We start from the raw sequence: 22,407 nt of genomic DNA on the forward strand, positions 1-22,407 counted from the left end.
GCAGAACACCCAGCAAAACCTCTCCGTGTGGTCGCCGCCGGCGCCGCGACTTAGCCCCTCCCCCTTGTGGGGAGGGGTTGGGGAGGGGTCTTGTATTCATACCGAGTCCGACGCAACCCAAACGAAAACAGGCGGCACGCTGGCCGCCCGTCTCCACATGCTGGACGACTCCGTTACTTCTGTTCCGGTGCCAGGAATTCGGCGCAATAGGATGGGCCGTTGACGCCAGGGATGTCGGCGACGGTGCGGATGTCGCGGATCGTGTAGTCGGAATTGGTGGTGATTTCGGCCTGGCAGCGCAGATAGGCGGTGCGGGCGGCGGCGATCTGCTTGCCGCGCTTGCCGTCGGCGCCTTCGGCGTATTTTGCCGGAATGCGCACGGTCTTGTAGCCGCCGCGCCAGGTATAGACGGTGGTGGCGCCTTGCTCGCTGTCACTGATCGGCGGTCCATAGGCGGCAAAGAAGATGCCGGCCGATTTGCCGACCCAGCGGGCCTCGATCGGATTGCCGGCGGAAGGAATGGTCGTGCATCCGGCAAGCGCAATTGCAAGCCCGGCCGCGGTAATGGTGCGGAGTTTCATCGTGTCGTCCCTGATCTCTAGCGCAACGGCTGCGAAGCCGCCGTCGCGGCGGTTTCGCCTGTCCCGCCGAGCCCTTTAGCGCGGAACCCGGCAAAAGAAAATTGCCCCTTTTGCACTTCCGTGCGATTTGCTCCGAGTGTGTCTTTTTGCTGCAGCGGCCCATTCCGGCCGCTGTCATCAACCCGTCAAAAATTCCCTCGGTTTTTTGAAATTTGGTGCTTGTGCAACCAGATAGGCTGTTCTATAGAAGCGCCGCTGGTCACGGAGTGTAGCGCAGTCTGGTAGCGCACCACGTTCGGGACGTGGGGGTCGAGTGTTCGAATCACTCCACTCCGACCAGTTGTAAATTACTGATTTAACTCACGTAATTTACCACTTTCCCGAAAGTCTACAAAGCTTCATTTTCATCTATCGGGCCGATTGCGGCCCCATTGCGCAGCGTACGGATTAGAATGCGTTCGTTGCCGCCTGTTGGAAGTCTGGACTTGCGTGCAAATAAGTCCGCTCAAATTCTTCCGACGTCATACCCAGAGATGCTGCCGCTGCTCGATATCCACACCCGCTTGCGCAAGCCACGTAGCGCGCGTATGCCGCAGGACATGCGGCGTCACATCGTCACTGAAGCCGGCGGCATCCCGAATCGTCATGAAGGCTTTATGCGGCTTGATGATCTTCTTCCCGGCATATGTCACGACATAGCGGAGCGTTACCTGTCTTCCTGCAGTGTCGATCGCGGTATTGGCCTTGTGCCAATATCGCAGGAACCGGAGAAGGCGAGGCGGAACCTTGCCGCCGGCCAAGCCATCGGCAGTGTTCGAAATGCTGCCGCCAAGGGTGAGGCGTTCGTCGATGTCGATTTTAATGTCGCGCGCCTCGAAACCCTTCTCGGGAAGGGGGAGACGCAGAAGCTTGTCCAGGCGTTGAAGGATGAGCAGAAAATCGCACAGACCAACGCGAAGCTCTTCGCCGGGTCTCCGACCGCTCTGCAGCAGGCTGCGAACAAGTTGACCGAGGTCACCACACCGACTGTTTAAGAGGCCCTGGAAATCACGATCCGGCCAAAGGCGGAGCGCTAACGCTGAGGAAGCGCCGAACTAAGGATGAAATGTTACGGCGATGCAATATAAAAACACGCCTACAGCCATCGTCACCCCCAAAGGGCGTTCAAGGCGGTTGAACCGATGCCCCCAAACAGCCTCGTGGAACATCACGATTATGCCGAAACCAAGCACTTCACCGAGAACCACGGTGGCGAATAGGTCCATGCCAGTCTGAGGTTCAAGATCACCGCCGAGGAAGAGGAAATAAGCCAAGAGCGATATGGGGATGGTTGCCACCCAACATATATGCTGAAAGCTCTCATCATGTGGCCCGCGGCCTTCGGCTTGGTCTCTTTTAAAGAAGTACCAGCCGCCAATGCCCCACACAGCCGTTACAACGGTTGCGGCTGTGACTGTAAGAAAGGTGAAATTGGGGGCGGTCATTCGCAGCCAAAATAGGAGAAAACGACGATGGAAGCAACAGTGAACCGTAAGCTCAATAACAGGTGGTATTAACCATCACCCCATTGCGCATTGAGGTGCAATTCACTGGGCGTCTCATGCTCATCTGGTGCGTCTGGTTCATCGGGGCAGAGCCCCATTCCGGCGCGATGTCCTTCGGCGGCACTTCGGGGCGGCACTGCGAACGCTCAGACCCTAACGGCCGCGAAGGCCCTTGACCCATCACATCACGTTCAATGCTGGCCGAGGTGAATCCCCGCAAATCCACGGGCGATGAAAATCATACCCCAAAAGTCAATCGGCTCTGAGCCTCAGACAGGGCAAGAACAAGGGATTTCCATTGCTAATTTAGCATGTTGTAATATTGTGAATGGGATTTGTTTCATTGCAGTAAAACCAGGTGCGCAAGCCGAAAACGTCGGCTGCGTGGAGGGATTTCTATGTCTCTACGCTCTCATGGTACAGCAGCTTTTTTCCTTCTTCTCCTCTGTTCAACGATGATCCCGGCGGCCGCCCAGACGGCCAAAAAGGCCTCTGTCGGCGGCAAGGATTTTGATGCGGCGGCGGCCGCCCAAGCCAGACGGTTTCTGGAGGAGGGCCGCGAGACATTCCGCTTCGACACGTTCGGCAGTGAGGACTTCTGGGGAGGCAAACTCAAGCTTCACGAGGCGATCGCGGGTGAGAAGCTGGGTGGCAAGGGGCCGGGACTGAGCCCCAAGAAGGCTCTGGAGCTCGGTCTGAAGGTCGATCTCAACGCCGTCCCGAAGGACGTCGCCGCAGCGCTCCATAAGGGCCAGGTCGATCTTGAGGATCCGGCGAGCACGCTTCTCCTGCTGAAGGCCAATGCCGTTGTCGGCGTAACCGGATTTTTCGGCGACGACGGGAAGACGCTGACGTCGGTCGGCATCCAGTGTGCGGTATGCCATTCGACAGTCGACGACGCCTACGCTCCCGGCATCGGCCGTAGGCTGGATGGCTGGCCCAACCGCGACCTCAACATCGGTGCGATCGTCGGGTTGGCGCCTGACCTCACAGCATTCACCGAGATGCTGCAAATCTCCGAAGCCGACGTGAAGAAGGCCGTGGCGGCCTGGGGGCCTGGCAAGTTCGACGCCGAGCTCAACCTGGACGGAAAGGCATTCCGCCCGGACGGCAAGACGGCCGCAACGCTCAATCCCCCCGCATTCGGATTGGCGGGCGTGAATAACCATACCTGGACCGGGGCCTGGGGGAACGTCAGCTACTGGAACGCCTATGTCGGCAATCTCGAGATGCACGGGAAAGGCGTGTTCTACGATCCGCGGCTGGACGACGCCGAGAAGTATCCGGTTGCAGCCAGGACAAGGCAGGGTCACAAGCAGGACGGGGAAGACCGGATCACCGCCAAACTTCCGGCGCTGCACTTCTATCAGCTATCCCTACCCACCCCGCAGCCGCCAGATGGCACATTCGACAGCGCGGCGGCGGAGAAGGGAAAGGCTCTCTTCAACGACAAGGCCAAGTGCGCCACTTGCCATGTGCCGCCGCTCTTCACAGAGCCCGGTTGGAACCTTCATACGGCGGACGAGATCGGGATAGACGATTTCCAGGCGAAGCGATCCCCGGATGGTCGCTACAGGACAGCGCCGTTGCGGGCCCTGTGGAACGTGGAGAAGGTCCACAAGGGCGGCTTCTACCACGACGGGCGGTTTGCCACCCTTGAGGACGTCGTCGAGCACTACAACGATCATTTGAAGTTGGATCTGAGCGCTCAGGAAAAGGACGACCTCATCGAGTATTTGAAGTCGATCTAAGTGTACCTATCCGTGCGCTCCTTTAGGGAGGATAGATCATGAACCAGCGTCGTAACGGGGGACATCGCGGATCGGCCCCGAACCAAAAGCTCTCTCGCCGAAAACTTCTGAAAGTCTCGCTCGCCGGCGCTATCGCCGCCAGCACCGGAGTGCTGGCGTCCTGCATGACAAGTCCGTCATCGCCGGCGGCGCGCGTGGGAACAACGCCCAAGCGCGAGGCACGATATCAGGACTCGCCGAATCGTGGCCGCCGCTGCGGCGGATGCACCCATTTCATGGAGCCGAACGCATGTGAGATCGTCGCAGGCGAAATCAGCCCTAATGGCTGGTGCCGCTTCCATCAGCCGAAGCCCGCCTGAGCGGCCGATCGCCGGCCACTCACGCCTTTCACTGGGAGAGTAACTATGGTGACAAAAGCAGCTCTGCTGTTGAGCATCGCACTGCTTCCGACATCCGGCTGGGCGCAGCAGGAAGGCGTGCTCCACAAGGTCGAGTCAAACGTCTTCAGGCCCAGGCATCAACCCTTCAGCGAGGATGTCGTGAAGCGGCTCAAAGTCCCCGAGGGCTTTGAGGTGAGCGTCTTTGCCCACGACCTCGGCAACGCCCGCATGATGGCGGTCGCCGACGACGGTACCCTTTACGTCACGCGACCGGACGAGAAGGACGTTATCGCCCTGACCGAGGGTGCTTCCGAGCCGCGGGTGATTGCCTCCGGCCTCGAGGGTATACACGGCATCGCGATCCGGGATGACCGCATCTTTCTCGCCACGGTTCATGCCGTAATGGCGGCCGATTTGAATGAGGACGGGACGATCGGCAAGCTGGAGACGATCGTCGACGACCTTCCCGACGGCGGTCAGCACGGACGCCGGACGCTCGCCTTCGCACCCGACGGAGCCTTGCACATCAACATCGGCAGTTCCTGCGACGCATGCTTTGAAAGTAACGACGAAAAGGCGGCCAATCTTCGGCTCGACCTCAAGGACAAGAAACGAACGGTATTCGCGAAGGGGCTGAGGAACATGCTCGGCTTTGATTGGCATCCGGAGACGCGTGTGATGTGGGGCGTCGATCATGGGGTTGATCATCTGGGCGACGAGCTGCCGGGCGAGGAACTGAACAGGATCGAGCAAGGCAAGCACTACGGCTGGCCGTTCTGCTACGGAGACAGACAGCCGGACTGGGCGAGTTTCACGATGCCGGAGGACGCGCCAAAAGATGAATTCTGCCGCACCAAGACCGTTGGGCCGGCGCTGACGTTTGATGCCCATGCTTCCGTGATCAACATCCGCTTCTACAATGCGGAGCAGTTTCCGGAGGAGTATCGCGACGATGCCTTCGTCACGCTGCGCGGTTCGGCAAACCGCTCCGATCCCGCCGGATACAAGGTCGTACGGGTCATGTTCGACAAAGGCGAACCAACGGGCAAGGAAGATTTCCTCACCGGCTTCTTGAGCGACGATCACCAGTCCGAATACGGGCGGATCGCGGGACTGGCGATAACGCCGGAGGGCTCGCTGCTGATCTCGGAGGACACAAACGGGGTGATTTATAAAGTCAGCTATAAGGGTGGCGTTAAGTGAGCCGATCCGCTGCGCCGATCTTTCTGACGCTGACGTCCTCGTCCGGACCGGCATCGGGACTGATGCATTCCCTCTTGTGTTCTGAACAGGCTTTCTGAAGGCGCTGTTTCCAGGCTGCGGATGCGCGCCTTTGGACAAGGCGATCTCGTCACTCTCATCATGGACGAGTGTCGAGTATGTATTCGCCCTGAATGTGTCGTCCCAGACGAATGTGCGGAAGCGCTGTTCTCCCCCCGGTGGGTCGCTTCGTTGATCTCTGCGAGATATGCTTGCCTGGCCAGCGTAAATCGAACGCAGCGCCAGATGGGGGCCAGCCCCTAGCAGCCGCACGGAACGGAAAAACCCCGCAATTTGGCGGGGCCGTGCGCGATGGAAAGGCGGAGCTGCCGCGGTAACAGCACTCAAGCTCCAAGGATAAAAACGGGAAAAGGTCCACCCGTCTCCGAGATTCAACTTGATAAAGAAAGCCCCGCGAAAAGCGGGGATTAAGAAAGGGGGTGTTTCCTTGGCGTTGCGCGTCTAGGCGCTGTACAGTTACTTTACACAAATCAATATTTATTGCAATGATTAATACGATCGTGAATGCTATTCTGGCGGCTATATATACATGGATAGCCGCAAGATTGTAGTTATTCTCCAAGTGGCAAATTATCTACAACTCAAGACTGATATGTATTCGGTGGGCCCTGAGGCGAGATTTGCTACCCTCCTGTCTCCCGCGCGTTAGGGGGTCGACCTAGAAACTGGTCGCCACGTTTTCTGGCTCTCGCACGTCTGGCTGCCGGCAAGTTGATTCGCCCAGCGACAATAACATGTGAGATAGTCACTCAACCGGAACGAGTCCCGACGTCGCTCGTTGAGTCGCGTGTTCCGCGTGAGGGGGCTGCATCATGAGCAGGCGACGAAGCTTCAAGCCGGTGAAGATCACCATCAATGGCAAGACCAGGACCGTTTATAACGTCGTCCAGGCAGGCAATGCCTTGCTCAACGATTGGCCGGAGCAGACGCCGGCGGTCAAGGCTGCCGAGCTGCTGGTGCTTGATGTCTTCAACGATGTTGCCGAGCCCGAGCAGGTGCGGCGGGCGTTCATTACCGCGGCAAAGGCGAGCGACATCAAGTTCAGCTCCTGACCTGCGGCGCTTGGAAAAGCATCCGCTCACTTCCATGACACCTGCTCCTGATTGTCGAGATCGCGATTCTTGAGTTGCGGCTCCATCCACGCGGCCGAGAGGATCGCGGCCAGGAAACCGAAGGCGATGCAGGTGACTGCTTGAATCCGCCAGGAGACGAAGGTGACGTGCGTCGGAATGATGGGCTTCTCGGCGCATTGGCCGGGCGGGCAGGTGCAGCCGGAAAAGGCTTTGATGACGCAATCGGCGGACATTTTAGTTTCTCCCTCAGGCGTAAAGCTGATCGCCATCGGTGATGCCCATGATCTCGCGGGCGTAGCGGTAATGCGCCTCGACGCTGGCGGTGGCGCCGCGCAGCCATGACGGGCCGCGGACCGAATGTTCGGGGCGGCCGAGATAGGCAAAGCCGAGGGCGCCCATGCGCTGGGCCTCGTTGGCCATATAGGCATCGCAGTCGTCGAGCCCTCGCGCCGCATTCCAGCGGGTGTCCCGCCGGCTCTGCTCGGTCTCGATCCTGCGGATATGCTGCATTGCTCTGCCCTCTCGCGCCGGCTGGTCGGCATATCGGAAAAGGTATATAACATACCCTAAATCGTCAATCGAAAAAGGTATAAAAAATACCTGAGAGATTGACGAGGTACGAATCGTAGGCGTATGTCTCGACCAGATGATTGGGCGACCGGGTGCAACTCCCGAGCTGACGAAGCCCAGCGGCGCGGGAAGCGAAAGTCCTTAAGTGCGCTGTCAGAAAATCAGGACGAGGGCGAAGCGAATGGCCCCTCTGGCACGTGTCCCATCCCGGCTCCGGCCTTCAGGACATGGCCAATGCTCTCCCGGCCTCATGGGCTTTGCTCATGGGGTAGGGGGAAGCTTTGGCCGGAACCCTCCCTCACCAGCCTTCAGGAACTGGAAAGAGATGATGGAAGAGAGAGGGAGTGAGAGAGATCCGGATATCGCAGGCGCGCGGGGCGGGCGATGATCCGCTCTGCGGCGCGTCGCGGCCTTTAGATTGGACGCCTGCGCTCGAAGCGGTTGTTTGCAGGCGCCTCAGTGCAGCGAGGTCGCTGCAGGCACCTTGCGCGGGGTGATTGGAGCGCCGGGCAGAGCGGGCTTCGGTCTTGAGAGCCGTCTTCGTTGTGAGGGGTTCACCACAAAGCAGGATCGCCTGCGTGGCGCCGAAAGCGGTGATCAGCACGGCAAGTGTCGCGATTTGGAACCAGATCCTGCCGGCTCGTGAGGACGGGCGGATGATCTTGAATCTTTTTGGGAAGTGGTTGGAATGTTGCTGGAACGCTAAGCGTTAAGTGTCGGAACCGCCTTGTACTTTTGGAATAGCCTTGCTCTCACATCTCGATCACCGACCGGCGGACGCGGCCGACGATGGTGACGGCGCCGTGGAATTCCGGCGGCGGCACGTCCTCGTAGGAGGCGGGCTGGAAGGGCGGATTGTCGTTCGGGCGATAGCGCTTGTAGGTCGCAGCCCCGGTCTCGTCGGCGACGACATAGAGCGCGTTGGGCGCCAGGCGCTTGTCGCGGCGGTTGACGAAAATGATCGAGCCTGGCGGCGAGATCTTGTTCATCGAATTGCCCTCGACCTCGAGCGCGATCCAGTCGCCGTCGGGGAGATCGAGTGCTGCGACGGTCGGGAATTCGGAGAAGTCGGTGATCGGCGCCTGCTCGGTCAGCTGGCCGGCGCTGACCCAGGAGATCTTCGGCACGTCGGCGACGGAAACCGGCCGCTCCTCCGGATCGAGCGCATCGCCGGTTCCGAACTGCAGCCAGTTGAGATTGACCCTGAACGCCTTGGCATATTTCTTCGCGTCGGCGATGCCGAAGCCGTTCCGGCCCGACTCGTGCGCCTTGTAAACATTGGCGTTCCAGCCGAAACGATCGACGATCGCCTTCGGCCCGGCAAAGCCCGCGTTCTTCCTGGCCATGACCAGACGCTTTGCGCGTTCTTCGCGCTCAAATTGTTCCTGATCTTTCAACATGATATAAATAATACCCTAAAAAAAGGTACATGTAATCCCCTAAATCGCTTGACGTGCGAGGTATTTTACGTACCCTTATGCCCATGACAAGCACTGATTACATCAACAACCGGCCCCTGCTTTCGGGCATTGCCAATGTCCGCTACACCGGCTGCCCGCGCTGCGGCAGGGCGCTGTCGATCGCCGAGGTGATCGAGCGCCATTGCGAGAATTGCGGCCGGCAGACCGAGCCCGAAGAGATCCGGCAGACGCCGGTCCCCGGCTCTCGGCCGATCAGCAAATCCGGCAGCCTCACTCCTCCTTGAAGGCTATCGGCAGCTGGCGTCGCCGCGCTCCCTCGGCGACGCCGGCACCTTCCACAAGATTTGAGACAAACGATCTCGCCGGCGCCCGCTTTGCGAGAAGGCCTCGGCCGCGGATCGAATGAAAAGAGATCAAACGATGAGCACCGCCCCGGCGCATCAAGCCACTCACATGAACGCCCTCGAGCTCTTCCGCTCCGGCCGGGATTATATCGAAATCTCCGACATCCTCGGCGTGCCGGTGCCTGCGGTGGAAAGCGAGATCCACCGTCTTCGCAGCGCCGAGAAGGGCGACACCGCCCAGCAGGATCATGACGGCCGCGCGGTCCGGCGTTTTCCCGGCCGCGGCGCCAGGCCTGGCACCCCGGTCAATTTTGCCGGCGGTCGGCTGAGGCTGCAGGTTTAACGGCGCAGAGATCTCGAGCGGAAGGCAATGGAAAAGGAAGAGATGAACAAGAACATCATGGAGATCCTGAGCCCGGTGCTGGGGCAGGAGCTGGCGGCGGCGATCATCGAGCATCGCAGCCGCACGCTGAAGAAGCCGCTGACGGCCTATGCGGCGAGGATCCAGCTCAAGGAATATCTGAAGACCGGCAACCCGGTCGAGGCCGCCGAGATGCAGATCCTGCGTGGCTGGCGGGCGATTAAATCCGATTGGTATTTCAATGAGAAGGCGAGGGAAGCCGGGTCGATCAATGCAAGCGTGGGCAGAAGGACAACGGTCGATGCCGCAAGAGATTTCCTCTCCGGTAAAGATCATAGCGGGGATGCTTTCGGGCTTTCCGGCCTCCGCCGGCATTGATCCCGACATGCAGATCCGCGCCTATCTCGTCGCCATCGACGGCATTCCGGCAGAAGCGCTCTGGCGCGCCGCCAAGCTGTTCCTGTCCGGCAAGGTCAGAGACCATAACCGCGCCTTCGCCCCGAGCGCGGCGAGCTTCGCCGAAATCGCCCGCCAGCAGCAGGCGGTGATGACGGCGCAAAGCCGCCCGCGCGTCGAATCGCCGCCCGAACAGCCGCAGCCGAAGGTCGCCGCCTACAAGATGCGGCTGCTGAGACAGGCGGCAAACGGCAGCCGCAGCGCCAAACGGGCGCTGGCTGAGATGTTTCCCGACAACCCGGTCATCGCAAGGGCCGCACGAGACGCACAGGAGGCAGTGGGATGAGAGATCTGTTCTGGACGGAAGACAAGATCGTCAAGGCGCAGAAGCTCTGGCAGGAGGGCTTGTCGGCGCGAGCGATCGCCGAACTCTTCGGCTCGAAGAAGAACACCGTCATCAACATGGCGCATCGCAACCGCGACAGGTTCCCGCCGAGGCAGGATGCGCGCAAGCAGCTGGCGGCCGCCGGGGAGGCGCCTGCCCCCATCCGCCATCCCGACCGGGTGAGGCGGGTGACGCTGTCGGGCGCCGAGGTGACGATGCCGCGCGTGCCGACCATTGACGGGCCGGCGTCGTGAGTGCCGTCACCCCGCGCGAGCGAGAAATCATCGGCTGGATGGCGCAAGGCAAGACCGCCGCCGAGATCGGCACCATCCTCGGCATCTCGCCGATCACCGTCAACACCCACATTGCCAACGCCAAGGCGAAACTCGGCGTGTTCAAGGAGACCGCCCTGGTCGCCGCCGCACTTCGAAACGGCATCATTCAATAGGAAGGATATCAGCATGGGCGGCAAGGCCACCAAGGTGAAGATACAGCGGGCAAACAAGGGCGCCGGCCGGCCGCGCAAGGCCAATGTCGAGCGGTTCCCCTGCGGCAAGATCAAGCCCTTCGAAACCGAGAAGGAGAATATCAGCGTTGCGATGGCGGCGCGCCGGCGCATCCACGGCTTCGGCAGGACGGTGGCCGACGAGACCGTCAGAAGCCCCTATGCCGGTTATACGCTCGGCCGCATGTTCCTCGACGGGCTGATCACCGACGAGCAGCGCCAGGCCGGCGACGACTATGCCGAGGTCATGGCCCGCTACCACAAGACGACGGGCATTCCGGCCCCGAGCCCGAGGGCCCAGTCGCTCTTTGCCGTCAAGGGCCACGAAGGCGAGGTGACCGAAAGCCTCGCCGACCGCGCCCGCAAGGCCAGCAACCGGATGATGGAACTGCAGGCCGTTCTCCTGCGCTGCGAGGACGGGCCGCAGGTGCGAAGCACCGTCTATAACGTCGCGGTGATGGACTACGAACATCTGCGCCAGATGCCACCGCAGCAATTGCTGTGGCTGCGGCGGGGGTTGATTGCGCTGCGCAGGGCGAAGGGGTGATGGAGGAGGCGAGGCGTCAGGGTGACTCCGACACCGGCGCGACAGGTAACGCCGCGGGCCTTCGGCCGGCGCTTCGCTTCTGCCTCAAGTTCTGCGAATGAAGATCTCGACCTTTCGCCTCCCGCAATTGGGCATTCCGGGCGAGGTCGATCTTCAGAACCCGTGCCATTTGCCTTTAGCGAGCCGCCTATGGACGTGCTGACGATATTTCTCAGGTGACGGCGCGTATCTCTGCCTGTGTCGGGTTTGGTTGCAAAACCAGCAGGCTGCCACCACGTTTGCAACATCATCCCCGCCGCCGGTCGATCGTGGCACCAAGTGTTCAGCGGTGCATCGAAGGATTGACGTGGCACCGGTCGTGGTCATCTTGCAACCACAATACCAGCAGCGCCCCTTTTGGCGGAGAGAGGCGTCGGTTCTCAACTTCTGTAGATGTTTTGACATGTCAACTCCTGTGATCTTTCGTCGATCCAGAAGTTGCTTCGCTCGAAGAGCTCACCCGCACTCGGCCGCTAAAGCGGGCAACGGACTGAGTTAAATCCTCAACCCTGATGTGTGCACTCCTATACTTAGTCGAGGTCGAGGCATCTGGCAATATCGGCGGTCGCCCAAGGCCATCGGTGGCAAGTCCTAAGTGACCTCTTCGAGGTCAAATGATCCCCTTCGGTAGTCGAAGCAAATCTGCCCTTCTTCCGTTCCCTTTCCTTGCCAGAGCGCTTACCCCTCGATCAGTTGCGGGCATGGATCCCAGGCACAAGGCTGCTCAAGGCCTGAGATGACGGAGGTCGGGGGCCTGTTTTCACCAGACTGTTGCCGAGCGGGCCGAATAGTGAAAGGAACGCCGTGCGGCCCCCTCATCCGACCCTTCGGGCCACCTTCTCCCCGAGGGGAGAAGAGGGAGCAAGGCGCGCCTGCAGTACCCAGATGAACCCGCCGCTTCAAAGGCACTCCATCTGATGGAGTCGACGGAGAAACGGCACTCTCCCTCTTCTCCCCAGCGGGGAGAAGGTGGCCCGAAGGGTCGGATGAGGGGGCCGCACGGCATAGCGCCAACGAGGATCAATTTATCCGGACGTGCCTCCGGGCTGCCGCTCAAATCGCGATGCCGATTAGAAGTGGGCAATTGTGTGGGCGCTTCCCAACATACGGACGCGTCCTGGCTTTGACCGGAGTGGGCCGCACAGAGTATCGAAGTGCATGGCTATGTTATAAGCACCTCCGCACGGCCCACAAACCTTACGATCGGCGAAGCCCGTTGTTCCCAAGCCGACGGAGTATTTTGGATGCGAGGCGCGTCTGAACGATTTGAACGACGGCATGGTGCCATAAGATCGACAACGGTTTCAACATGGAATAAGCCAAATGCCCGTCTTTCATGCCAAGTGCAGCTGCGGCGCCCTGTGCCTGGAGGTCGATGGCGATCCAGTGCACAACCACGTCTGCACGTGCACACGCTGCCAGCGCGCGTCCGGCAGCGCTCTTGCACATAATGTATGGTTCCGTGCCGAAGATGTTCGGATCGTTTGCGGAGATTATTCCGTTTGGTTTCCGCAGGGCGAAACCGTGCCGGATGTGATGAGGGCCTTTTGCCGGATCTGCGGTGGAGGCGGTTTTTCCAGATCCGGAACATACTTCCCGGGCACCGTCGTCATCGCGGCCGGCACATTCGCCGATCCGTCCTTTCCTGCGCCCGATCATGTTCACTGGTGGGACAATCGCCCGCATTGGATCGCCCTCGCCGAGTCGATCGAGCGTCATTCCGGAAGTTAATGGCTGCGGAGCCGGGAGAGGGACCTCGATCGCAATTCAGCTGCGGCTGACGCGAGGTTCTCCGGCGCGGCACGCAATGGGTCGCCGTCGTCATCGAAGGCGTGATTGATGTCGTCATGATCGCGGGAAGGGAAGTGACCCATTGCGTGCAGCAGACGAGCTGTAGCGCGGCATTCTTACGGGCTCTTTGCCGGGACAATACCGATCCGTAAGGATGCATCCCTCGGCTTGCGATGGCGCAGCTTACGAAAATGTATGGTTCAGGCGAAGTCCCGGTGAGGTTTGGAGCGCAGCCTTGGCGCCATCATTGCCAAGTCGAGGCCAGCTCTCATGAACATGCGCGCCACACCTGTCACCCTTATGCCGGCCATTCATCCGGTCAGCCTGCAGGTGAATACCTACCTGATCAATCTCGACCGCGCGCCGTTGCGCCGGTTTCGAATGGAACGGCTGCTGGCAGGCTTCGGCCTTGCCTATGAGCGCGTGGCGGCGGTCGACGGTGCGGCCATAAGCCTGCCGCATCCGGGCTTCGACGAAGCATCCTATCTCAGCCGGCATGGCCGCCGGCCGAACCTTTTCGAGATCGGCTGCTATCTCAGCCATGTCGAATGCGCCAGGCGCTTCCTCGCTAGCAACGCCGAATTCGCCCTCATTCTCGAAGATGATCTCGACTTCGATGATGATTTTGCTGAACTGCTCGAGGCCGCGCTTCGCCACCAGGCAGAGTGGGACATTCTGCGGCTGTCGACGGTCAATTCCGGCCGGAAGTACAGAGTCGAGCCGCTTACCGCCTCGCGCTCGCTCGCCATTGCGCTGACCCGCGAGAAGGGATTGGGCGCCTATCTGGTCAACCGCCAGGCGGCGGGCTGGATTGCCGGGGCGCTGCTGCCCATGCGGCTGCCCTATGATCTCGCCTTCGACCTGGAGTTCGACGAGGGGCTGCGCGCCTGCTTCGTCGATCCGTTGCCGGTGAGCCAAAGGGCCGATCCCTGCTCGCAGATCCAGGCGGGGCTTTCGGCCTACCGACTCGGCCGTCGCCGGCCGTGGAGCGTGCTGCCATTTCGCGCTGCGGCCGAAATCCGCCGTTTTGTCACCCGCTTCATCAGGCTCGCGGCATGGCGGCTCAGGATTTCTCCGGCATCAGCGGGAAGGCGATCGAAAGGCGAAGGCCGGGATGATTGTCCGCTAGTGCAATCTCGGCCGAATGCAGCTCGGCGATCGCCTTGACGAGGCTGAGGCCGAGGCCGCTGCCCGGCGTCGTGCGGCTCTTGTCGATCCGGTAGAGGCGCCGGAAGACCTTGTCCCTTTCCTCAGCGGGAATGCCGGGGCCGGTATCGGTGACCGAGAGAATGGCGCGGTCTTCCTGGCGGCGGAGCGACAGTGTGATGCGGGTTCCGGCCGGGCAGTGGTTGATCGCGTTCTCCACCAGGTTGGCGATCATCTGCGTCAAGAGATCGCGGTCGCCCCAGATGACGGCGGGCGCACGCGCGGCAATCCGGAACGACTGCCCGGCATCTTCGGCGACATCGATATAGACCTCGGAGATGACGCTCAGCACGGCGTCGAGATCGGTTGCCTGGAAGCGCTCCTTGCGGGCGCCGGCCTCGATCTGGGAAATGCGCAGCAGCGCCTCGAAGGTGGCGTTGATCCGGTCGCTTTCGTTTCGTGCCTCGTCGAGCAGAGCCGAAACATCCGCCTGCCGGTCGTTTCCGGCCACGGCGGCATCCAGCGTCAGGCGCAGCCGGTTGAGCGGCGTTTTCAGATCGTGGGCGATATCGGCGCTGACCTGCCGCATGCTCTCGACCAGTCTCTGCAGGCGCTCCAGCGCCGCATTGATCTGGATCGCCACCGTATCGAGATCGTCGCCGTTGCCGGCGATCGGAATGCGGGCGTCGAGCGCGCCGTGAGAGACGTCGTTCATGGTGTTGGCGACCCGGTCCAATCGCGCCTGGGCGCGAACGGCGAGAAAGACGCCGCCGCCGATCGCCGTCGCCACCACGATTGCCGCGGCCCATTCGAAGCTGACCAGCACGATCCGCAGCATCTCGTCGGCATCGTTGAAGTTCTCGGCGACGACGAGGCTGTAGGGGCCGATCGTCGACACCTGCATCCGGTAGCGTTCATGCCCCTTCAGCCCGACATCGCGGGAGGTGACGGTATAGACGCCGTTCGGGATGGGCGGTGCCGTGAAGTTGCCGGCCAGCTTGCGCCCGCCGGCATCGGTCAGCGAATAGAGCCCGTCGGAGGTCGACTGGAAGCTCGCATAATTGTTCAGCGTATTGATCAGATCCTCGGTGTCCCCGGGCTGATAGGTGGAGACAATGAGTGAATTCATCTCGTTGAGCGACTGGTCGACATCGCGGCCGAGGCCAAGGCGCAGCATGTGATAGATGATCGCGCCGCTGAGGATGAAGGCGACGACGAAGAGGACGCCGAAGGTGACGGCGAGCCGAAACGGCGTGCTCCTGCGCAGGCTAGAGCATGATGCCGAAAAGTGTGCGCGGTTTTCGGACGACATCATGCTCTTACTCTTTAAATTGCGAACAGGATTTGAGATTTTCAGGCCAATGGGCCTGAAATCATCCTGTTCGAGGCGCATGCAGGCTGTATCCGGTGTTGCGGATCGTGTGCAGCAGCTGAGCCTGGAACGGCTTGTCGACCTTGGCCCTGAGGCGGCTGATATGAGTCTCGACGACGCTGGTCTTCGGATCGAAGTGGAAATCCCAGACCCGCTCCAGCAGCATCGTCTTGGTGATCACCCGGCCTTCGCCGCGCATCAGCACCTCGAGCAGGGTGAATTCGCGCGGCTGCAGCTCGATCACCTGACCGGCGCGCCGCGCCTCGCGCCGGATCAGATCGAGCTCGAGATCGGCAACCTTCAAGACCGTGCGCTGCTCCTGCACCGGCGGGCGCCGGCCGAGCGCATTGACGCGGGCCAGAAGCTCGGAGAAGGCGAAAGGTTTGGTGAGATAATCGTCGCCGCCCGCCTCCAGCCCCTCGACCCGGTCGTCGACGCCGCCGATCGAGGTCAGGAACAGCGCCGGCGTGCCGACTTTGGCAGCCCTGAGTGAACGCACGATCGCCAGGCCGTCAAGACCCGGCAGCATGCGATCGACGACGATGACGTCATAGGCCTCGCGCTGCGCCTGAAACAGCCCGTCGCGGCCGTCGGCGAACACGTCACAGACGTGCCCCGCCTCGGCGAAGCCCTTGGCGATATAATCGGACGTCTTGATATCGTCCTCGATCAGCAGGATTCGCATGCCGCTCCCGGATGCCTGGAGTGGCCAGATCTAGCCGAGTGGGCGGCCTGGCGGCAACTTACGGATTGGTAAGGCGATGGGCGGGGAGTTCGCCGGCGACTGGGTCTGCGTGTCCGGGCTGTACCCCCCCCCTCAAGACCCCTCCCCAACCCCTCCCCACAAGGGGGAGGGGCTTAACCTGCCGTACCCGTTTTCGATATCTGCGACGTTTCGGGTGGACGAGGCGGCGCTCCGGGTTAGTCCCTCCCCCTTGTGGGGAGGGGTTTGGGGAGGGGACTTTCGCAAAGGTGGACGGGGGGACGGAGAGGTCGCGGCATGGTCCCTTCGCCCCGCGAGCGGGGAGAAGGCGGTTGAGGGGCTGATCTCAAACGCCTGCTCGTATCTCAATGCACAGGATGCCTGAATGACGATTCCATTTCAGCCTCACGCAATCGAGACGAAATAGATTTGCCTCAGCGTAAGGAAAGAGACCGATGCCGAAGGCGCTCCTGAACCCACATATGCGGCCATGTTTTACAGCAATTCTTGCGTTAATGGCTATCGATCCAACTCCAGCAGCCGGAATGGCTCGATGCCCTCCTCAGAATGAACTGCTGGCAAAAGCGGAAATCGTGGTCGAGGCGCGCGTGAAATCGCTGTCGATCGGTGAGTCCGGTTTGCTCCTGAGAGAAAATTTTCCGACGCGAATGATAAGAGCAGATTTGGAGATCAAGAAAGTCATCAAAGGAAAATTTTCTGGAACGGAGGCGATAGTATACGGCACGCTGTATCCCCCAGGGCCTTTGAGGGATCTGATGGCAATGGCGGTATTCTATGGTTTCGATGGCCGCGACACTTTCGAATGGGAGCTTTCGCGCCAGCAAATAGCTGATGACGTCGCGTGGTTTTCGATGAACGCCTGCACCTATCACAAATTCCCCGACTGGGTGGCGGACGAGGGCTCCGCGGCCATAGAGAAATGACGCAGACGCCGGTCTCCGAACATCTGTCAGGTATGTATCCGGGCTTTACATCAAGCCCTGGGATGACGGAGAGTGGGGTTAGCGTTCTCGCCAGACGCGCCGTCGGCGCGGCGGATAGGCATCGGGTAGCGTGAATGACGAAGTCTGGCAGAGAGACCAGAAAGCGTAATCGCATCCGGATTGCTCCATAGGTCGCCTATTGCCGCAGAGCGCCCCCCCTCCGTCGTCCTCGGGCTTGACCCGAGGACCCAGCCTCCGTCGGCGGCGTCCATCTTCCAAGAGCCGTCACCCCGTCTTCAGTTGCTCGGGAAGTTGTCCGTAAGCCGTCAGAATCGCCCTGACCAGCCCGGGAAAGCGCTCGTCGAGCTCGGCGCAGCGGGTCTGATTGCGCATCTCGACGCCCTGGCGTTCGCTGCGGATCAGGCCGGATTCGCGCAGCACCTTGAAATGGTTCGACAGCGACGATTTCGGAATGACGCGGTCGCCGAGATCGGCGAGCGCAGAACAGGTGCCGCCGCAGGCGGTGCCGGCGAGCTTGGCGAAGATCGCGACGCGCTCCGGATCCGACAGCGCATAGAGGATCGCATCGGGTTTTATGTCCTCCAGGGCTGGGTGAAAGAACGGTCGCATGAATTTTATATAGTGCCCCTTGACATCGAGATCAACAGTTCCGAATTTCCGAACTACGGAACAAGGCCGCTAATTCCGGCGGCAATCCGGATCAGAAGGAACGAGAGATGGCAAAGCTCACAGGAAAGGTCGCAGTGGTCACGGGAGCCTCCAAGGGCATCGGCGCCGCGATTGCCAAGGCGATGGCGGCCGAAGGTGCTGAAGTGGTGGTGAATTACGCCTCGAGCAAGGCCGGAGCCGACGCCGTAGTCGAGGCGATCGGCGCGGCCGGCGGCAAGGCCATCGCAGTGCAGGGCGACGTTTCCAAGGCCGAACAGGCGCAGGGCGTGGTCGATGCCGCGGTCAAGGAATTCGGCAAGCTCGATGTGCTGGTCAACAACTCCGGCGTCTATGAATTCGCCCCGATCGGCGAGGTAACCGAGGAGCACTACCGCCGCATGTTCGACGTGAATGTTCTCGGCGTTCTCCTGACCACCCAGGCGGCGGCCAAGCATCTCGGCGAGGGCGGCAGCGTCATCAACATCTCCTCGGTGGTCACCAGCCTCGGGCTGCCGGCCTCGGCCGTCTACACCGGCACCAAGGGAGCCGTCGAGGGCATCAACAGCGTGCTTGCCAAGGAGCTCGGCCCGCGCAAGATCCGCGTCAACGCCATCCTGCCGGGCATGGTCGAGACCGAAGGCACGCACACGGCCGGCGTCATCGGCTCGGATCTGCAGCAGACCATGGTCGCCCAGACACCGCTCGGCCGCATCGGCCAGCCGGACGATATCGCCGACATCGCCGTCTTCCTCGCGTCCGACGATGCGCGCTGGCTGACCGGCGAGCGGCTGGTGGCGAGCGGCGGTTTCCGCTAAGGCTTGCGATGACGGTGCGTGCGCCTTTGTGGAGGCGCGCGCATACTGTATCGACAGAAGGTTCACCCCTCCGTCGTCCTCGGGCTTGACCCGAGGACCCACGCCGGCCTCCTCGGCTGTGGCCATGGATTCCAGGCTCAAGGCCTGGAATGACGGAGGATGAGGGTGCGTTTCCGCCCAACTCGCCGGCGGCGCGGCGCCTCGCATATCGCGGCAATTATCGGCTTTGGCGCAATCATCGCTAACGCTGTTTGCTTTGCGCCAAGAGCCGCCATTCCGCCCCATGCGGGTGATTAGATCACGAATTCCTCCTCGTATGTCTGTGGCTTGGGAACGACCGTAACCTCCACCGGGATGATCCAATTGGCCGCGTAGCTCTCGCAATCGGAACGCTGGAGATCGGGCTGCACGCGCCCCGCGCCATCGGTCGCGCGGCAGCGCAGTGTATATCGCCCCACTTCTTCAGGGGTCCACATGTACTCCCACAAGCGCCATGCAAAGGGGCGTTCTGTTTCGAGGAGCCTTCCCTCGCGCCAGCCCCTGCCATCTCCGGTGCAGACCTGCACCTGCCGGATAGGAGCCTCTCCGCTCCAGGCGGCACCGAAAATTCGATAGGGTTGGCCGACGCTGAGATGCGCCCCCTGTACGGGACGCGCGATCTGCGCTTTGACCTCCATCTCCGCAAGGGGGACCAGCGTGGGTTCCCCGAGGCTGCGCTCCCAACGGAAATAGTCGCGCGCCTGCCAGTAGCCAAGGAACGGTTGCTCCACAACCGTGATATCCGTGATCCACTTGACCCAAGCCATGCCGAACCAGCCACCCACGACCGCGCGTAGCGGGTAGCCGTGATCGCGCGTCAACGGCTCCTCGTTCATCGAATGGGCAAGGATCGTGCTGTCAGCGATGGCCTTCGCAAGCGGTAAACTGCGCGCAAAAGCGATGGGGCCGGGAGAAGCCGTTTTCTTGTTCGAGTCGACTATGCCGCTGTCGGCGCCTGCGAGCAGAATCTCACATGCGGTTCGCTTAACGCCCGCCATTTCCAAAATCTCGCGCAGAAGAACACCTGTCCACGCGGCATTGCCGACGGCTCCGTTCTGCCACTGCAGCCCCTCCCTCGGCGGCTCATAGTAGACGCGTCCGTTCCCTGCGCACTCGACGACGGCGGTGAGAGTCGTGCTCCGCATCGCTTTGATGCTGTCGAGGTCAAGTTCGATCGGCCGCTCCACCGCCCCGCCAACGCGCAATCTCCAGTCTCGCGCATCGAGGTTCGGCGACGGGAAATGGTTTCGCACGAAAAACTGCTCGGTTGGGATCAGCCAATCGGAGAGCGACGCAAACGGAAACTCGATATTCGGTGGTGATTTCTGTCGAACTATCAGACTGGGTTGCTGTGGTGTCGGCATCGCTTCTCGTCTCCCCTTCCAAGAGCACAATGTCGGCTCTCGATCATGCGAATTCCGGTTCGATAACACCGCCCCTTGCAGTGCTCCTGTCCCGTTCCGCCTTCGGCCGCATCCTAGCACATAGCGCACCTCCTCGGATCGACCTCGAACGGCAGCAAAAGGGGCCGATCTCAGACCGCGGCGGCAAGAATTCTGATGTCCTCTTTTTCGGTGTTGGGATGTCCCAGTGGAGGACGGCCGGCCTTCGGCCCCAAATTGATCATTCCTTCTATCGATTCCAGGCTCAAGGCCTGGAATGACGGAGGTTGAACTCGCCGCATTGAGCAGACGCCATCTGGGAACTCAAGCACTCGGAATTGCTTGCTCGACACAATTCAAAAGTTATCCCAGCATTGTCACGAGGAAGGGCGCTGGAACGAAATCCTGCACGCACAGGTTCGGGGCTTTTGAGTGCGAAGGTCGTCCATATGAAAATCCTTGTTACCGGCGCAACAGGACTTGTTGGCAGTGCCGTCTGCGCCCGGCTAGCGGCATGCGGACATGATATCATCTGTGTGGTGCGTCCTGGAAAACGGCCGGTTGAAGGCACCGGTAGTTGGGTTGAAGTCGATGTGGCCAAAGCAGTGGAGCAGTCTGCGTGGCTGCGCCATCTCGACGGAGTGGACGCCGCCGTCAATTGCGCCGGGGCACTGCAGGACGGAGTGACCCACAATATGGCGGGCGTCCACGCGCAGGGACCGGGAGCGCTGTTTCGTGCATGCGAGCAATCCGGTGTACGTCGAGTTATCCATTTCTCGGCAATTGGAGTGGATCGGCAGCAGCCATCCACGTTCTCGCGCACTAAGCTTTCCGGCGACATGGCCCTGATGGAGACGGATCTCGACTGGGTAATACTGCGTCCGTCCGTGATCCTTGGTGATGCGGCCTTCGGCTCCAGTGCATTGTTTCGCGGACTTGCGGCGCTGCCGTTTCTGCCGTTGATGCCGTCGACCGGGAAACTTCAGGTAGTGCAACTCGACGACGTCGCCGAAACCGTCCTCCGGCTTATCGACAAAACAGAGCCCTCGAAGGTCTCGCTTGAAATCGTCGGTCCGCAGGCACTCGAGTTTGAAGAGATTGTGGGGCGATACCGGAGATGGCTTGGCTGGCGTCCGGCCAAGCGTTATCTGCTGCCCCGCCCGCTCGCCAGCCTTCTTTATTGGTTGGGCGATATTGCGGGATTGCTGGGGTGGCGGCCGCCGGTTCGAAGCACGGCCGCAATGGAGATCGTCCGCGGCGCCGTCGGTGATCCCAGCGAATGGATAGCCGCTACGGGTATCCGGCCGTCATCGTTGGACGAAGCTCTGGCGCGTCGGCCTGTTTCGGTGCAGGAGCGTTGGTTTGCAAAACTCTACTTCCTGAAGCCCGTCACTTTTGTGCTGCTGCCCATCTTCTGGATATCGACGGGAATAATTTCGCTGACATCGGGTTTCGAGCAGGGTGTCAAGCTGATGATGGGGGGCGGGGCAGGTAGTTTGGCCGCACCAACCGTTATTGCCGGGGCACTTACAGACATCGCGATAGGATGCGCCATCGTCATACGCCGCACTGCGCGATGGGGCCTTTACGCAGCTATCCTGCTCTCACTCTTCTATGCGGCGGCCGGCACCGCGATATTGCCGGAGTTATGGAATGAGCCGCTCGGCCCGTTGACAAAGATATGGCCGATCCTCGTGTTGCACCTGGTTGCTCTCGCGATCTTGGAGGAGCGATGACCTATTTCGTGCTGAAATTCCTGCATATCATCGGCGCCACCGTTCTCCTCGGCACCGGCGCGGGCATCGCCTTTTTCATGTTGGTCGCGCATCGCACCGGCAATGCAGCGACTGTGGCCGCGGTCGCGCAGATCGTGGTCTTTGCGGATTTCGTCTTCACCACAACCGCCGTGATCGCTCAGCCGGTCACCGGCATAGCGCTCGCCTGGTATGTCGGCTATTCCCTTTGGGAGCGCTGGATCGTTTGGTCGATCGTTCTTTATCTCATCACGGGTGCTTTTTGGCTGCCGGTCGTTTGGATGCAGATGGAGATGCGCAAGATTGCGAAAGAAGCAGCGGCCAATGATGAGCCCCTGCCAGCGCGATACCATCGGCTGTTCTGGACCTGGTTCTATTTCGGCTTTCCGGCTTTCGCGGCGGTGCTGGCAATTCTCTGGCTGATGATCACCCGCCCGGTTGGATAATCGCGGAGTTCCGGCTTTTCGACCAACCTCCTGCCTGTCCGACCTCCTTGCCACCCTCCGACCGGAAATGTAGCTCCACCGCCGCTGCACGAACTTGGCGTCATCGCGGACGCCGTCGAAATTTGCTCAGACGCCACACTCCAGCGAATCCGTCCCTATCGACGCTCG

29 protein-coding genes and 1 tRNA gene are annotated in these 22,407 nt (G+C 60.9%); 19 read left to right on the forward strand and 11 right to left on the reverse strand.

Annotation, left to right across the window (positions count from 1 at the left end):
* Positions 1 to 173: 173 nt before the first annotated feature.
* Positions 174 to 581, reverse strand: coding sequence for a hypothetical protein (locus QWJ46_RS17810; RefSeq protein WP_302752494.1), 408 nt, complete (start codon positions 579 to 581; stop codon positions 174 to 176).
* Positions 582 to 843: 262 nt separating this feature from the next.
* Here QWJ46_RS17810 and QWJ46_RS17815 point away from each other — a divergent pair.
* Positions 844 to 920 (forward strand) — tRNA-Pro (locus tag QWJ46_RS17815).
* Between the two features lie 182 nt (positions 921 to 1,102).
* Here QWJ46_RS17815 and QWJ46_RS17820 read toward each other — a convergent pair.
* Positions 1,103 to 1,228, reverse strand: coding sequence for a tyrosine-type recombinase/integrase (locus QWJ46_RS17820; protein ID WP_302752496.1), 126 nt, complete (start codon positions 1,226 to 1,228; stop codon positions 1,103 to 1,105).
* Between the two features lie 9 nt (positions 1,229 to 1,237).
* Between QWJ46_RS17820 and QWJ46_RS17825 the strand changes: the two genes are divergently transcribed.
* Positions 1,238 to 1,615: a hypothetical protein gene (locus QWJ46_RS17825; protein WP_302752498.1), complete on the forward strand. Its 378-nt coding sequence runs from the start codon at positions 1,238 to 1,240 to the stop codon at positions 1,613 to 1,615.
* Positions 1,616 to 1,675: 60 nt separating this feature from the next.
* Here the strand turns inward: QWJ46_RS17825 and QWJ46_RS17830 are convergent, their stop codons facing one another.
* On the reverse strand, positions 1,676 to 2,065 hold the full coding sequence (locus tag QWJ46_RS17830; protein WP_302752499.1) for a hypothetical protein: 390 nt from the start codon (positions 2,063 to 2,065) through the stop codon (positions 1,676 to 1,678).
* A gap of 515 nt (positions 2,066 to 2,580) precedes the next feature.
* Here QWJ46_RS17830 and QWJ46_RS17835 point away from each other — a divergent pair.
* The 4 genes from QWJ46_RS17835 to QWJ46_RS17850 all read left to right on the forward strand — a co-directional run bounded on the left by QWJ46_RS17835 (position 2,581) and on the right by QWJ46_RS17850 (position 6,589).
* Positions 2,581 to 3,876 (forward strand): hypothetical protein, encoded by a 1,296-nt coding sequence (locus tag QWJ46_RS17835; RefSeq protein WP_302752500.1) that lies wholly within the window; start codon positions 2,581 to 2,583, stop codon positions 3,874 to 3,876.
* Between the two features lie 38 nt (positions 3,877 to 3,914).
* Entirely contained in the window at positions 3,915 to 4,235 is a 321-nt protein-coding gene (locus QWJ46_RS17840; RefSeq protein WP_302752501.1) for a twin-arginine translocation signal domain-containing protein, read from the forward strand.
* Between the two features lie 117 nt (positions 4,236 to 4,352).
* Entirely contained in the window at positions 4,353 to 5,459 is a 1,107-nt protein-coding gene (locus QWJ46_RS17845) for a sorbosone dehydrogenase family protein (RefSeq protein WP_302752503.1), read from the forward strand.
* Between the two features lie 890 nt (positions 5,460 to 6,349).
* Entirely contained in the window at positions 6,350 to 6,589 is a 240-nt protein-coding gene (locus QWJ46_RS17850) for a DUF982 domain-containing protein (RefSeq protein WP_302752505.1), read from the forward strand.
* Positions 6,590 to 6,615: 26 nt separating this feature from the next.
* Here the strand turns inward: QWJ46_RS17850 and QWJ46_RS17855 are convergent, their stop codons facing one another.
* The 3 genes from QWJ46_RS17855 to QWJ46_RS17865 form a co-directional block, all read right to left on the reverse strand.
* A complete protein-coding gene (locus QWJ46_RS17855) occupies positions 6,616 to 6,843 on the reverse strand; it encodes a hypothetical protein (RefSeq protein ID WP_302752507.1) in 228 nt (75 codons plus the stop codon).
* A gap of 13 nt (positions 6,844 to 6,856) precedes the next feature.
* Entirely contained in the window at positions 6,857 to 7,120 is a 264-nt protein-coding gene (locus tag QWJ46_RS17860) for a hypothetical protein (protein ID WP_302752508.1), read from the reverse strand.
* Between the two features lie 812 nt (positions 7,121 to 7,932).
* Positions 7,933 to 8,580 carry a S24 family peptidase gene (locus tag QWJ46_RS17865; RefSeq protein ID WP_085777282.1) on the reverse strand — a complete coding sequence of 216 codons (648 nt, stop codon included), beginning with the start codon at positions 8,578 to 8,580 and terminating at the stop codon, positions 7,933 to 7,935.
* Between the two features lie 83 nt (positions 8,581 to 8,663).
* On the opposite strand from QWJ46_RS17865, the gene QWJ46_RS17870 reads away from it, so the two are divergent.
* The 7 genes from QWJ46_RS17870 to QWJ46_RS17900 all read left to right on the forward strand — a co-directional run bounded on the left by QWJ46_RS17870 (position 8,664) and on the right by QWJ46_RS17900 (position 11,139).
* Positions 8,664 to 8,885 carry a hypothetical protein gene (locus QWJ46_RS17870; RefSeq protein ID WP_302752511.1) on the forward strand — a complete coding sequence of 74 codons (222 nt, stop codon included), beginning with the start codon at positions 8,664 to 8,666 and terminating at the stop codon, positions 8,883 to 8,885.
* 136 nt (positions 8,886 to 9,021) lie between these two features.
* The gene (locus QWJ46_RS17875) at positions 9,022 to 9,288 is read left to right on the forward strand and encodes a sigma-70 family RNA polymerase sigma factor (RefSeq protein WP_302752512.1); all 267 of its coding nucleotides are present in this window, start codon (positions 9,022 to 9,024) and stop codon (positions 9,286 to 9,288) included.
* Positions 9,289 to 9,315: 27 nt separating this feature from the next.
* Positions 9,316 to 9,684, forward strand: coding sequence for a hypothetical protein (locus QWJ46_RS17880; RefSeq protein WP_184458459.1), 369 nt, complete (start codon positions 9,316 to 9,318; stop codon positions 9,682 to 9,684).
* Positions 9,650 to 10,048, forward strand: a complete 399-nt coding sequence (locus QWJ46_RS17885) for a hypothetical protein (protein ID WP_302752726.1) — start codon at positions 9,650 to 9,652, stop codon at positions 10,046 to 10,048. Before QWJ46_RS17880 ends, QWJ46_RS17885 begins: the two co-directional genes overlap by 35 nt.
* Entirely contained in the window at positions 10,045 to 10,341 is a 297-nt protein-coding gene (locus QWJ46_RS17890; protein ID WP_302752514.1) for a GcrA family cell cycle regulator, read from the forward strand. The genes QWJ46_RS17885 and QWJ46_RS17890 overlap by 4 nt, the downstream gene beginning before the upstream one ends.
* Positions 10,338 to 10,535 carry a response regulator transcription factor gene (locus tag QWJ46_RS17895; RefSeq protein ID WP_184458465.1) on the forward strand — a complete coding sequence of 66 codons (198 nt, stop codon included), beginning with the start codon at positions 10,338 to 10,340 and terminating at the stop codon, positions 10,533 to 10,535. Before QWJ46_RS17890 ends, QWJ46_RS17895 begins: the two co-directional genes overlap by 4 nt.
* 13 nt (positions 10,536 to 10,548) lie before the next feature.
* On the forward strand, positions 10,549 to 11,139 hold the full coding sequence (locus QWJ46_RS17900; protein ID WP_184458467.1) for a hypothetical protein: 591 nt from the start codon (positions 10,549 to 10,551) through the stop codon (positions 11,137 to 11,139).
* Positions 11,140 to 11,292: 153 nt separating this feature from the next.
* Here QWJ46_RS17900 and QWJ46_RS31280 read toward each other — a convergent pair whose 3' ends face one another.
* Positions 11,293 to 11,583: an HNH endonuclease gene (locus QWJ46_RS31280; RefSeq protein ID WP_368046095.1), complete on the reverse strand. Its 291-nt coding sequence runs from the start codon at positions 11,581 to 11,583 to the stop codon at positions 11,293 to 11,295.
* 918 nt (positions 11,584 to 12,501) lie between these two features.
* Here QWJ46_RS31280 and QWJ46_RS17905 point away from each other — a divergent pair.
* Positions 12,502 to 12,909 carry a GFA family protein gene (locus QWJ46_RS17905; protein WP_302752517.1) on the forward strand — a complete coding sequence of 136 codons (408 nt, stop codon included), beginning with the start codon at positions 12,502 to 12,504 and terminating at the stop codon, positions 12,907 to 12,909.
* A gap of 330 nt (positions 12,910 to 13,239) precedes the next feature.
* Positions 13,240 to 14,136, forward strand: a complete 897-nt coding sequence (locus tag QWJ46_RS17910; RefSeq protein ID WP_302752519.1) for a glycosyltransferase family 25 protein — start codon at positions 13,240 to 13,242, stop codon at positions 14,134 to 14,136.
* Here the strand turns inward: QWJ46_RS17910 and QWJ46_RS17915 are convergent.
* Entirely contained in the window at positions 14,033 to 15,430 is a 1,398-nt protein-coding gene (locus QWJ46_RS17915) for a sensor histidine kinase KdpD (protein WP_302752521.1), read from the reverse strand. The two genes, QWJ46_RS17910 and QWJ46_RS17915, sit on opposite strands and share 104 nt — an antisense overlap.
* Positions 15,431 to 15,488: 58 nt before the next feature.
* On the reverse strand, positions 15,489 to 16,172 hold the full coding sequence (locus tag QWJ46_RS17920; RefSeq protein ID WP_302752523.1) for a winged helix-turn-helix domain-containing protein: 684 nt from the start codon (positions 16,170 to 16,172) through the stop codon (positions 15,489 to 15,491).
* Positions 16,173 to 16,645: 473 nt separating this feature from the next.
* On the opposite strand from QWJ46_RS17920, the gene QWJ46_RS17925 reads away from it, so the two are divergent.
* A complete protein-coding gene (locus tag QWJ46_RS17925; RefSeq protein ID WP_302752525.1) occupies positions 16,646 to 17,134 on the forward strand; it encodes a hypothetical protein in 489 nt (162 codons plus the stop codon).
* A gap of 285 nt (positions 17,135 to 17,419) precedes the next feature.
* On the opposite strand, the gene QWJ46_RS17930 is transcribed toward QWJ46_RS17925, so the two are convergent.
* Entirely contained in the window at positions 17,420 to 17,764 is a 345-nt protein-coding gene (locus QWJ46_RS17930) for a helix-turn-helix transcriptional regulator (protein WP_184459406.1), read from the reverse strand.
* 107 nt (positions 17,765 to 17,871) lie between these two features.
* Between QWJ46_RS17930 and QWJ46_RS17935 the strand changes: the two genes are divergently transcribed.
* Complete coding sequence (locus QWJ46_RS17935) at positions 17,872 to 18,618, forward strand: glucose 1-dehydrogenase (RefSeq protein WP_085858562.1); 747 nt, start codon at positions 17,872 to 17,874, stop codon at positions 18,616 to 18,618.
* Between the two features lie 293 nt (positions 18,619 to 18,911).
* Here QWJ46_RS17935 and QWJ46_RS17940 read toward each other — a convergent pair whose 3' ends face one another.
* Positions 18,912 to 20,021 (reverse strand): sulfite oxidase, encoded by a 1,110-nt coding sequence (locus tag QWJ46_RS17940; RefSeq protein WP_302752528.1) that lies wholly within the window; start codon positions 20,019 to 20,021, stop codon positions 18,912 to 18,914.
* Between the two features lie 467 nt (positions 20,022 to 20,488).
* Here QWJ46_RS17940 and QWJ46_RS17945 point away from each other — a divergent pair, with 467 nt between their 5' ends.
* Together QWJ46_RS17945 and QWJ46_RS17950 are read left to right on the forward strand one after the other, a co-directional pair.
* A complete protein-coding gene (locus QWJ46_RS17945; protein WP_302752529.1) occupies positions 20,489 to 21,775 on the forward strand; it encodes an SDR family oxidoreductase in 1,287 nt (428 codons plus the stop codon).
* Positions 21,772 to 22,239 (forward strand): DUF2269 domain-containing protein, encoded by a 468-nt coding sequence (locus tag QWJ46_RS17950; RefSeq protein ID WP_302752530.1) that lies wholly within the window; start codon positions 21,772 to 21,774, stop codon positions 22,237 to 22,239. Before QWJ46_RS17945 ends, QWJ46_RS17950 begins: the two co-directional genes overlap by 4 nt.
* The last annotated feature ends 168 nt before the right edge of the window (positions 22,240 to 22,407 follow it).

The organism is Rhizobium sp. CBN3, from assembly GCF_030518245.1.
Taxonomy (GTDB): Bacteria; Pseudomonadota; Alphaproteobacteria; order Rhizobiales; family Rhizobiaceae; genus Rhizobium; species Rhizobium aethiopicum_A.

What these genes read in the sequence shown, in the direction of transcription:
- QWJ46_RS17810 (WP_302752494.1), bottom strand. Translation starts at nt 581, where the DNA reads ATGAAACTCCGCACCATTACCGCGGCCGGGCTTGCAATTGCGCTTGCC.
- QWJ46_RS17820 (WP_302752496.1), bottom strand. Translation starts at nt 1,228, where the DNA reads ATGACGATTCGGGATGCCGCCGGCTTCAGTGACGATGTGACGCCGCAT.
- QWJ46_RS17825 (WP_302752498.1), top strand. Translation starts at nt 1,238, where the DNA reads ATGCGGCTTGATGATCTTCTTCCCGGCATATGTCACGACATAGCGGAG.
- QWJ46_RS17830 (WP_302752499.1), bottom strand. Translation starts at nt 2,065, where the DNA reads ATGACCGCCCCCAATTTCACCTTTCTTACAGTCACAGCCGCAACCGTT.
- QWJ46_RS17835 (WP_302752500.1), top strand. Translation starts at nt 2,581, where the DNA reads ATGATCCCGGCGGCCGCCCAGACGGCCAAAAAGGCCTCTGTCGGCGGC.
- QWJ46_RS17840 (WP_302752501.1), top strand. Translation starts at nt 3,915, where the DNA reads ATGAACCAGCGTCGTAACGGGGGACATCGCGGATCGGCCCCGAACCAA.
- QWJ46_RS17850 (WP_302752505.1), top strand. Translation starts at nt 6,350, where the DNA reads ATGAGCAGGCGACGAAGCTTCAAGCCGGTGAAGATCACCATCAATGGC.
- QWJ46_RS17855 (WP_302752507.1), bottom strand. Translation starts at nt 6,843, where the DNA reads ATGTCCGCCGATTGCGTCATCAAAGCCTTTTCCGGCTGCACCTGCCCG.
- QWJ46_RS17860 (WP_302752508.1), bottom strand. Translation starts at nt 7,120, where the DNA reads ATGCAGCATATCCGCAGGATCGAGACCGAGCAGAGCCGGCGGGACACC.
- QWJ46_RS17865 (WP_085777282.1), bottom strand. Translation starts at nt 8,580, where the DNA reads ATGTTGAAAGATCAGGAACAATTTGAGCGCGAAGAACGCGCAAAGCGT.
- QWJ46_RS17870 (WP_302752511.1), top strand. Translation starts at nt 8,664, where the DNA reads ATGACAAGCACTGATTACATCAACAACCGGCCCCTGCTTTCGGGCATT.
- QWJ46_RS17875 (WP_302752512.1), top strand. Translation starts at nt 9,022, where the DNA reads ATGAGCACCGCCCCGGCGCATCAAGCCACTCACATGAACGCCCTCGAG.
- QWJ46_RS17880 (WP_184458459.1), top strand. Translation starts at nt 9,316, where the DNA reads ATGGAAAAGGAAGAGATGAACAAGAACATCATGGAGATCCTGAGCCCG.
- QWJ46_RS17885 (WP_302752726.1), top strand. Translation starts at nt 9,650, where the DNA reads ATGCTTTCGGGCTTTCCGGCCTCCGCCGGCATTGATCCCGACATGCAG.
- QWJ46_RS17890 (WP_302752514.1), top strand. Translation starts at nt 10,045, where the DNA reads ATGAGAGATCTGTTCTGGACGGAAGACAAGATCGTCAAGGCGCAGAAG.
- QWJ46_RS17900 (WP_184458467.1), top strand. Translation starts at nt 10,549, where the DNA reads ATGGGCGGCAAGGCCACCAAGGTGAAGATACAGCGGGCAAACAAGGGC.
- QWJ46_RS31280 (WP_368046095.1), bottom strand. Translation starts at nt 11,583, where the DNA reads ATGTCAAAACATCTACAGAAGTTGAGAACCGACGCCTCTCTCCGCCAA.
- QWJ46_RS17905 (WP_302752517.1), top strand. Translation starts at nt 12,502, where the DNA reads ATGCCCGTCTTTCATGCCAAGTGCAGCTGCGGCGCCCTGTGCCTGGAG.
- QWJ46_RS17910 (WP_302752519.1), top strand. Translation starts at nt 13,240, where the DNA reads ATGAACATGCGCGCCACACCTGTCACCCTTATGCCGGCCATTCATCCG.
- QWJ46_RS17915 (WP_302752521.1), bottom strand. Translation starts at nt 15,430, where the DNA reads ATGATGTCGTCCGAAAACCGCGCACACTTTTCGGCATCATGCTCTAGC.
- QWJ46_RS17920 (WP_302752523.1), bottom strand. Translation starts at nt 16,172, where the DNA reads ATGCGAATCCTGCTGATCGAGGACGATATCAAGACGTCCGATTATATC.
- QWJ46_RS17925 (WP_302752525.1), top strand. Translation starts at nt 16,646, where the DNA reads ATGCCGAAGGCGCTCCTGAACCCACATATGCGGCCATGTTTTACAGCA.
- QWJ46_RS17930 (WP_184459406.1), bottom strand. Translation starts at nt 17,764, where the DNA reads ATGCGACCGTTCTTTCACCCAGCCCTGGAGGACATAAAACCCGATGCG.
- QWJ46_RS17935 (WP_085858562.1), top strand. Translation starts at nt 17,872, where the DNA reads ATGGCAAAGCTCACAGGAAAGGTCGCAGTGGTCACGGGAGCCTCCAAG.
- QWJ46_RS17940 (WP_302752528.1), bottom strand. Translation starts at nt 20,021, where the DNA reads ATGCCGACACCACAGCAACCCAGTCTGATAGTTCGACAGAAATCACCA.
- QWJ46_RS17945 (WP_302752529.1), top strand. Translation starts at nt 20,489, where the DNA reads ATGAAAATCCTTGTTACCGGCGCAACAGGACTTGTTGGCAGTGCCGTC.
- QWJ46_RS17950 (WP_302752530.1), top strand. Translation starts at nt 21,772, where the DNA reads ATGACCTATTTCGTGCTGAAATTCCTGCATATCATCGGCGCCACCGTT.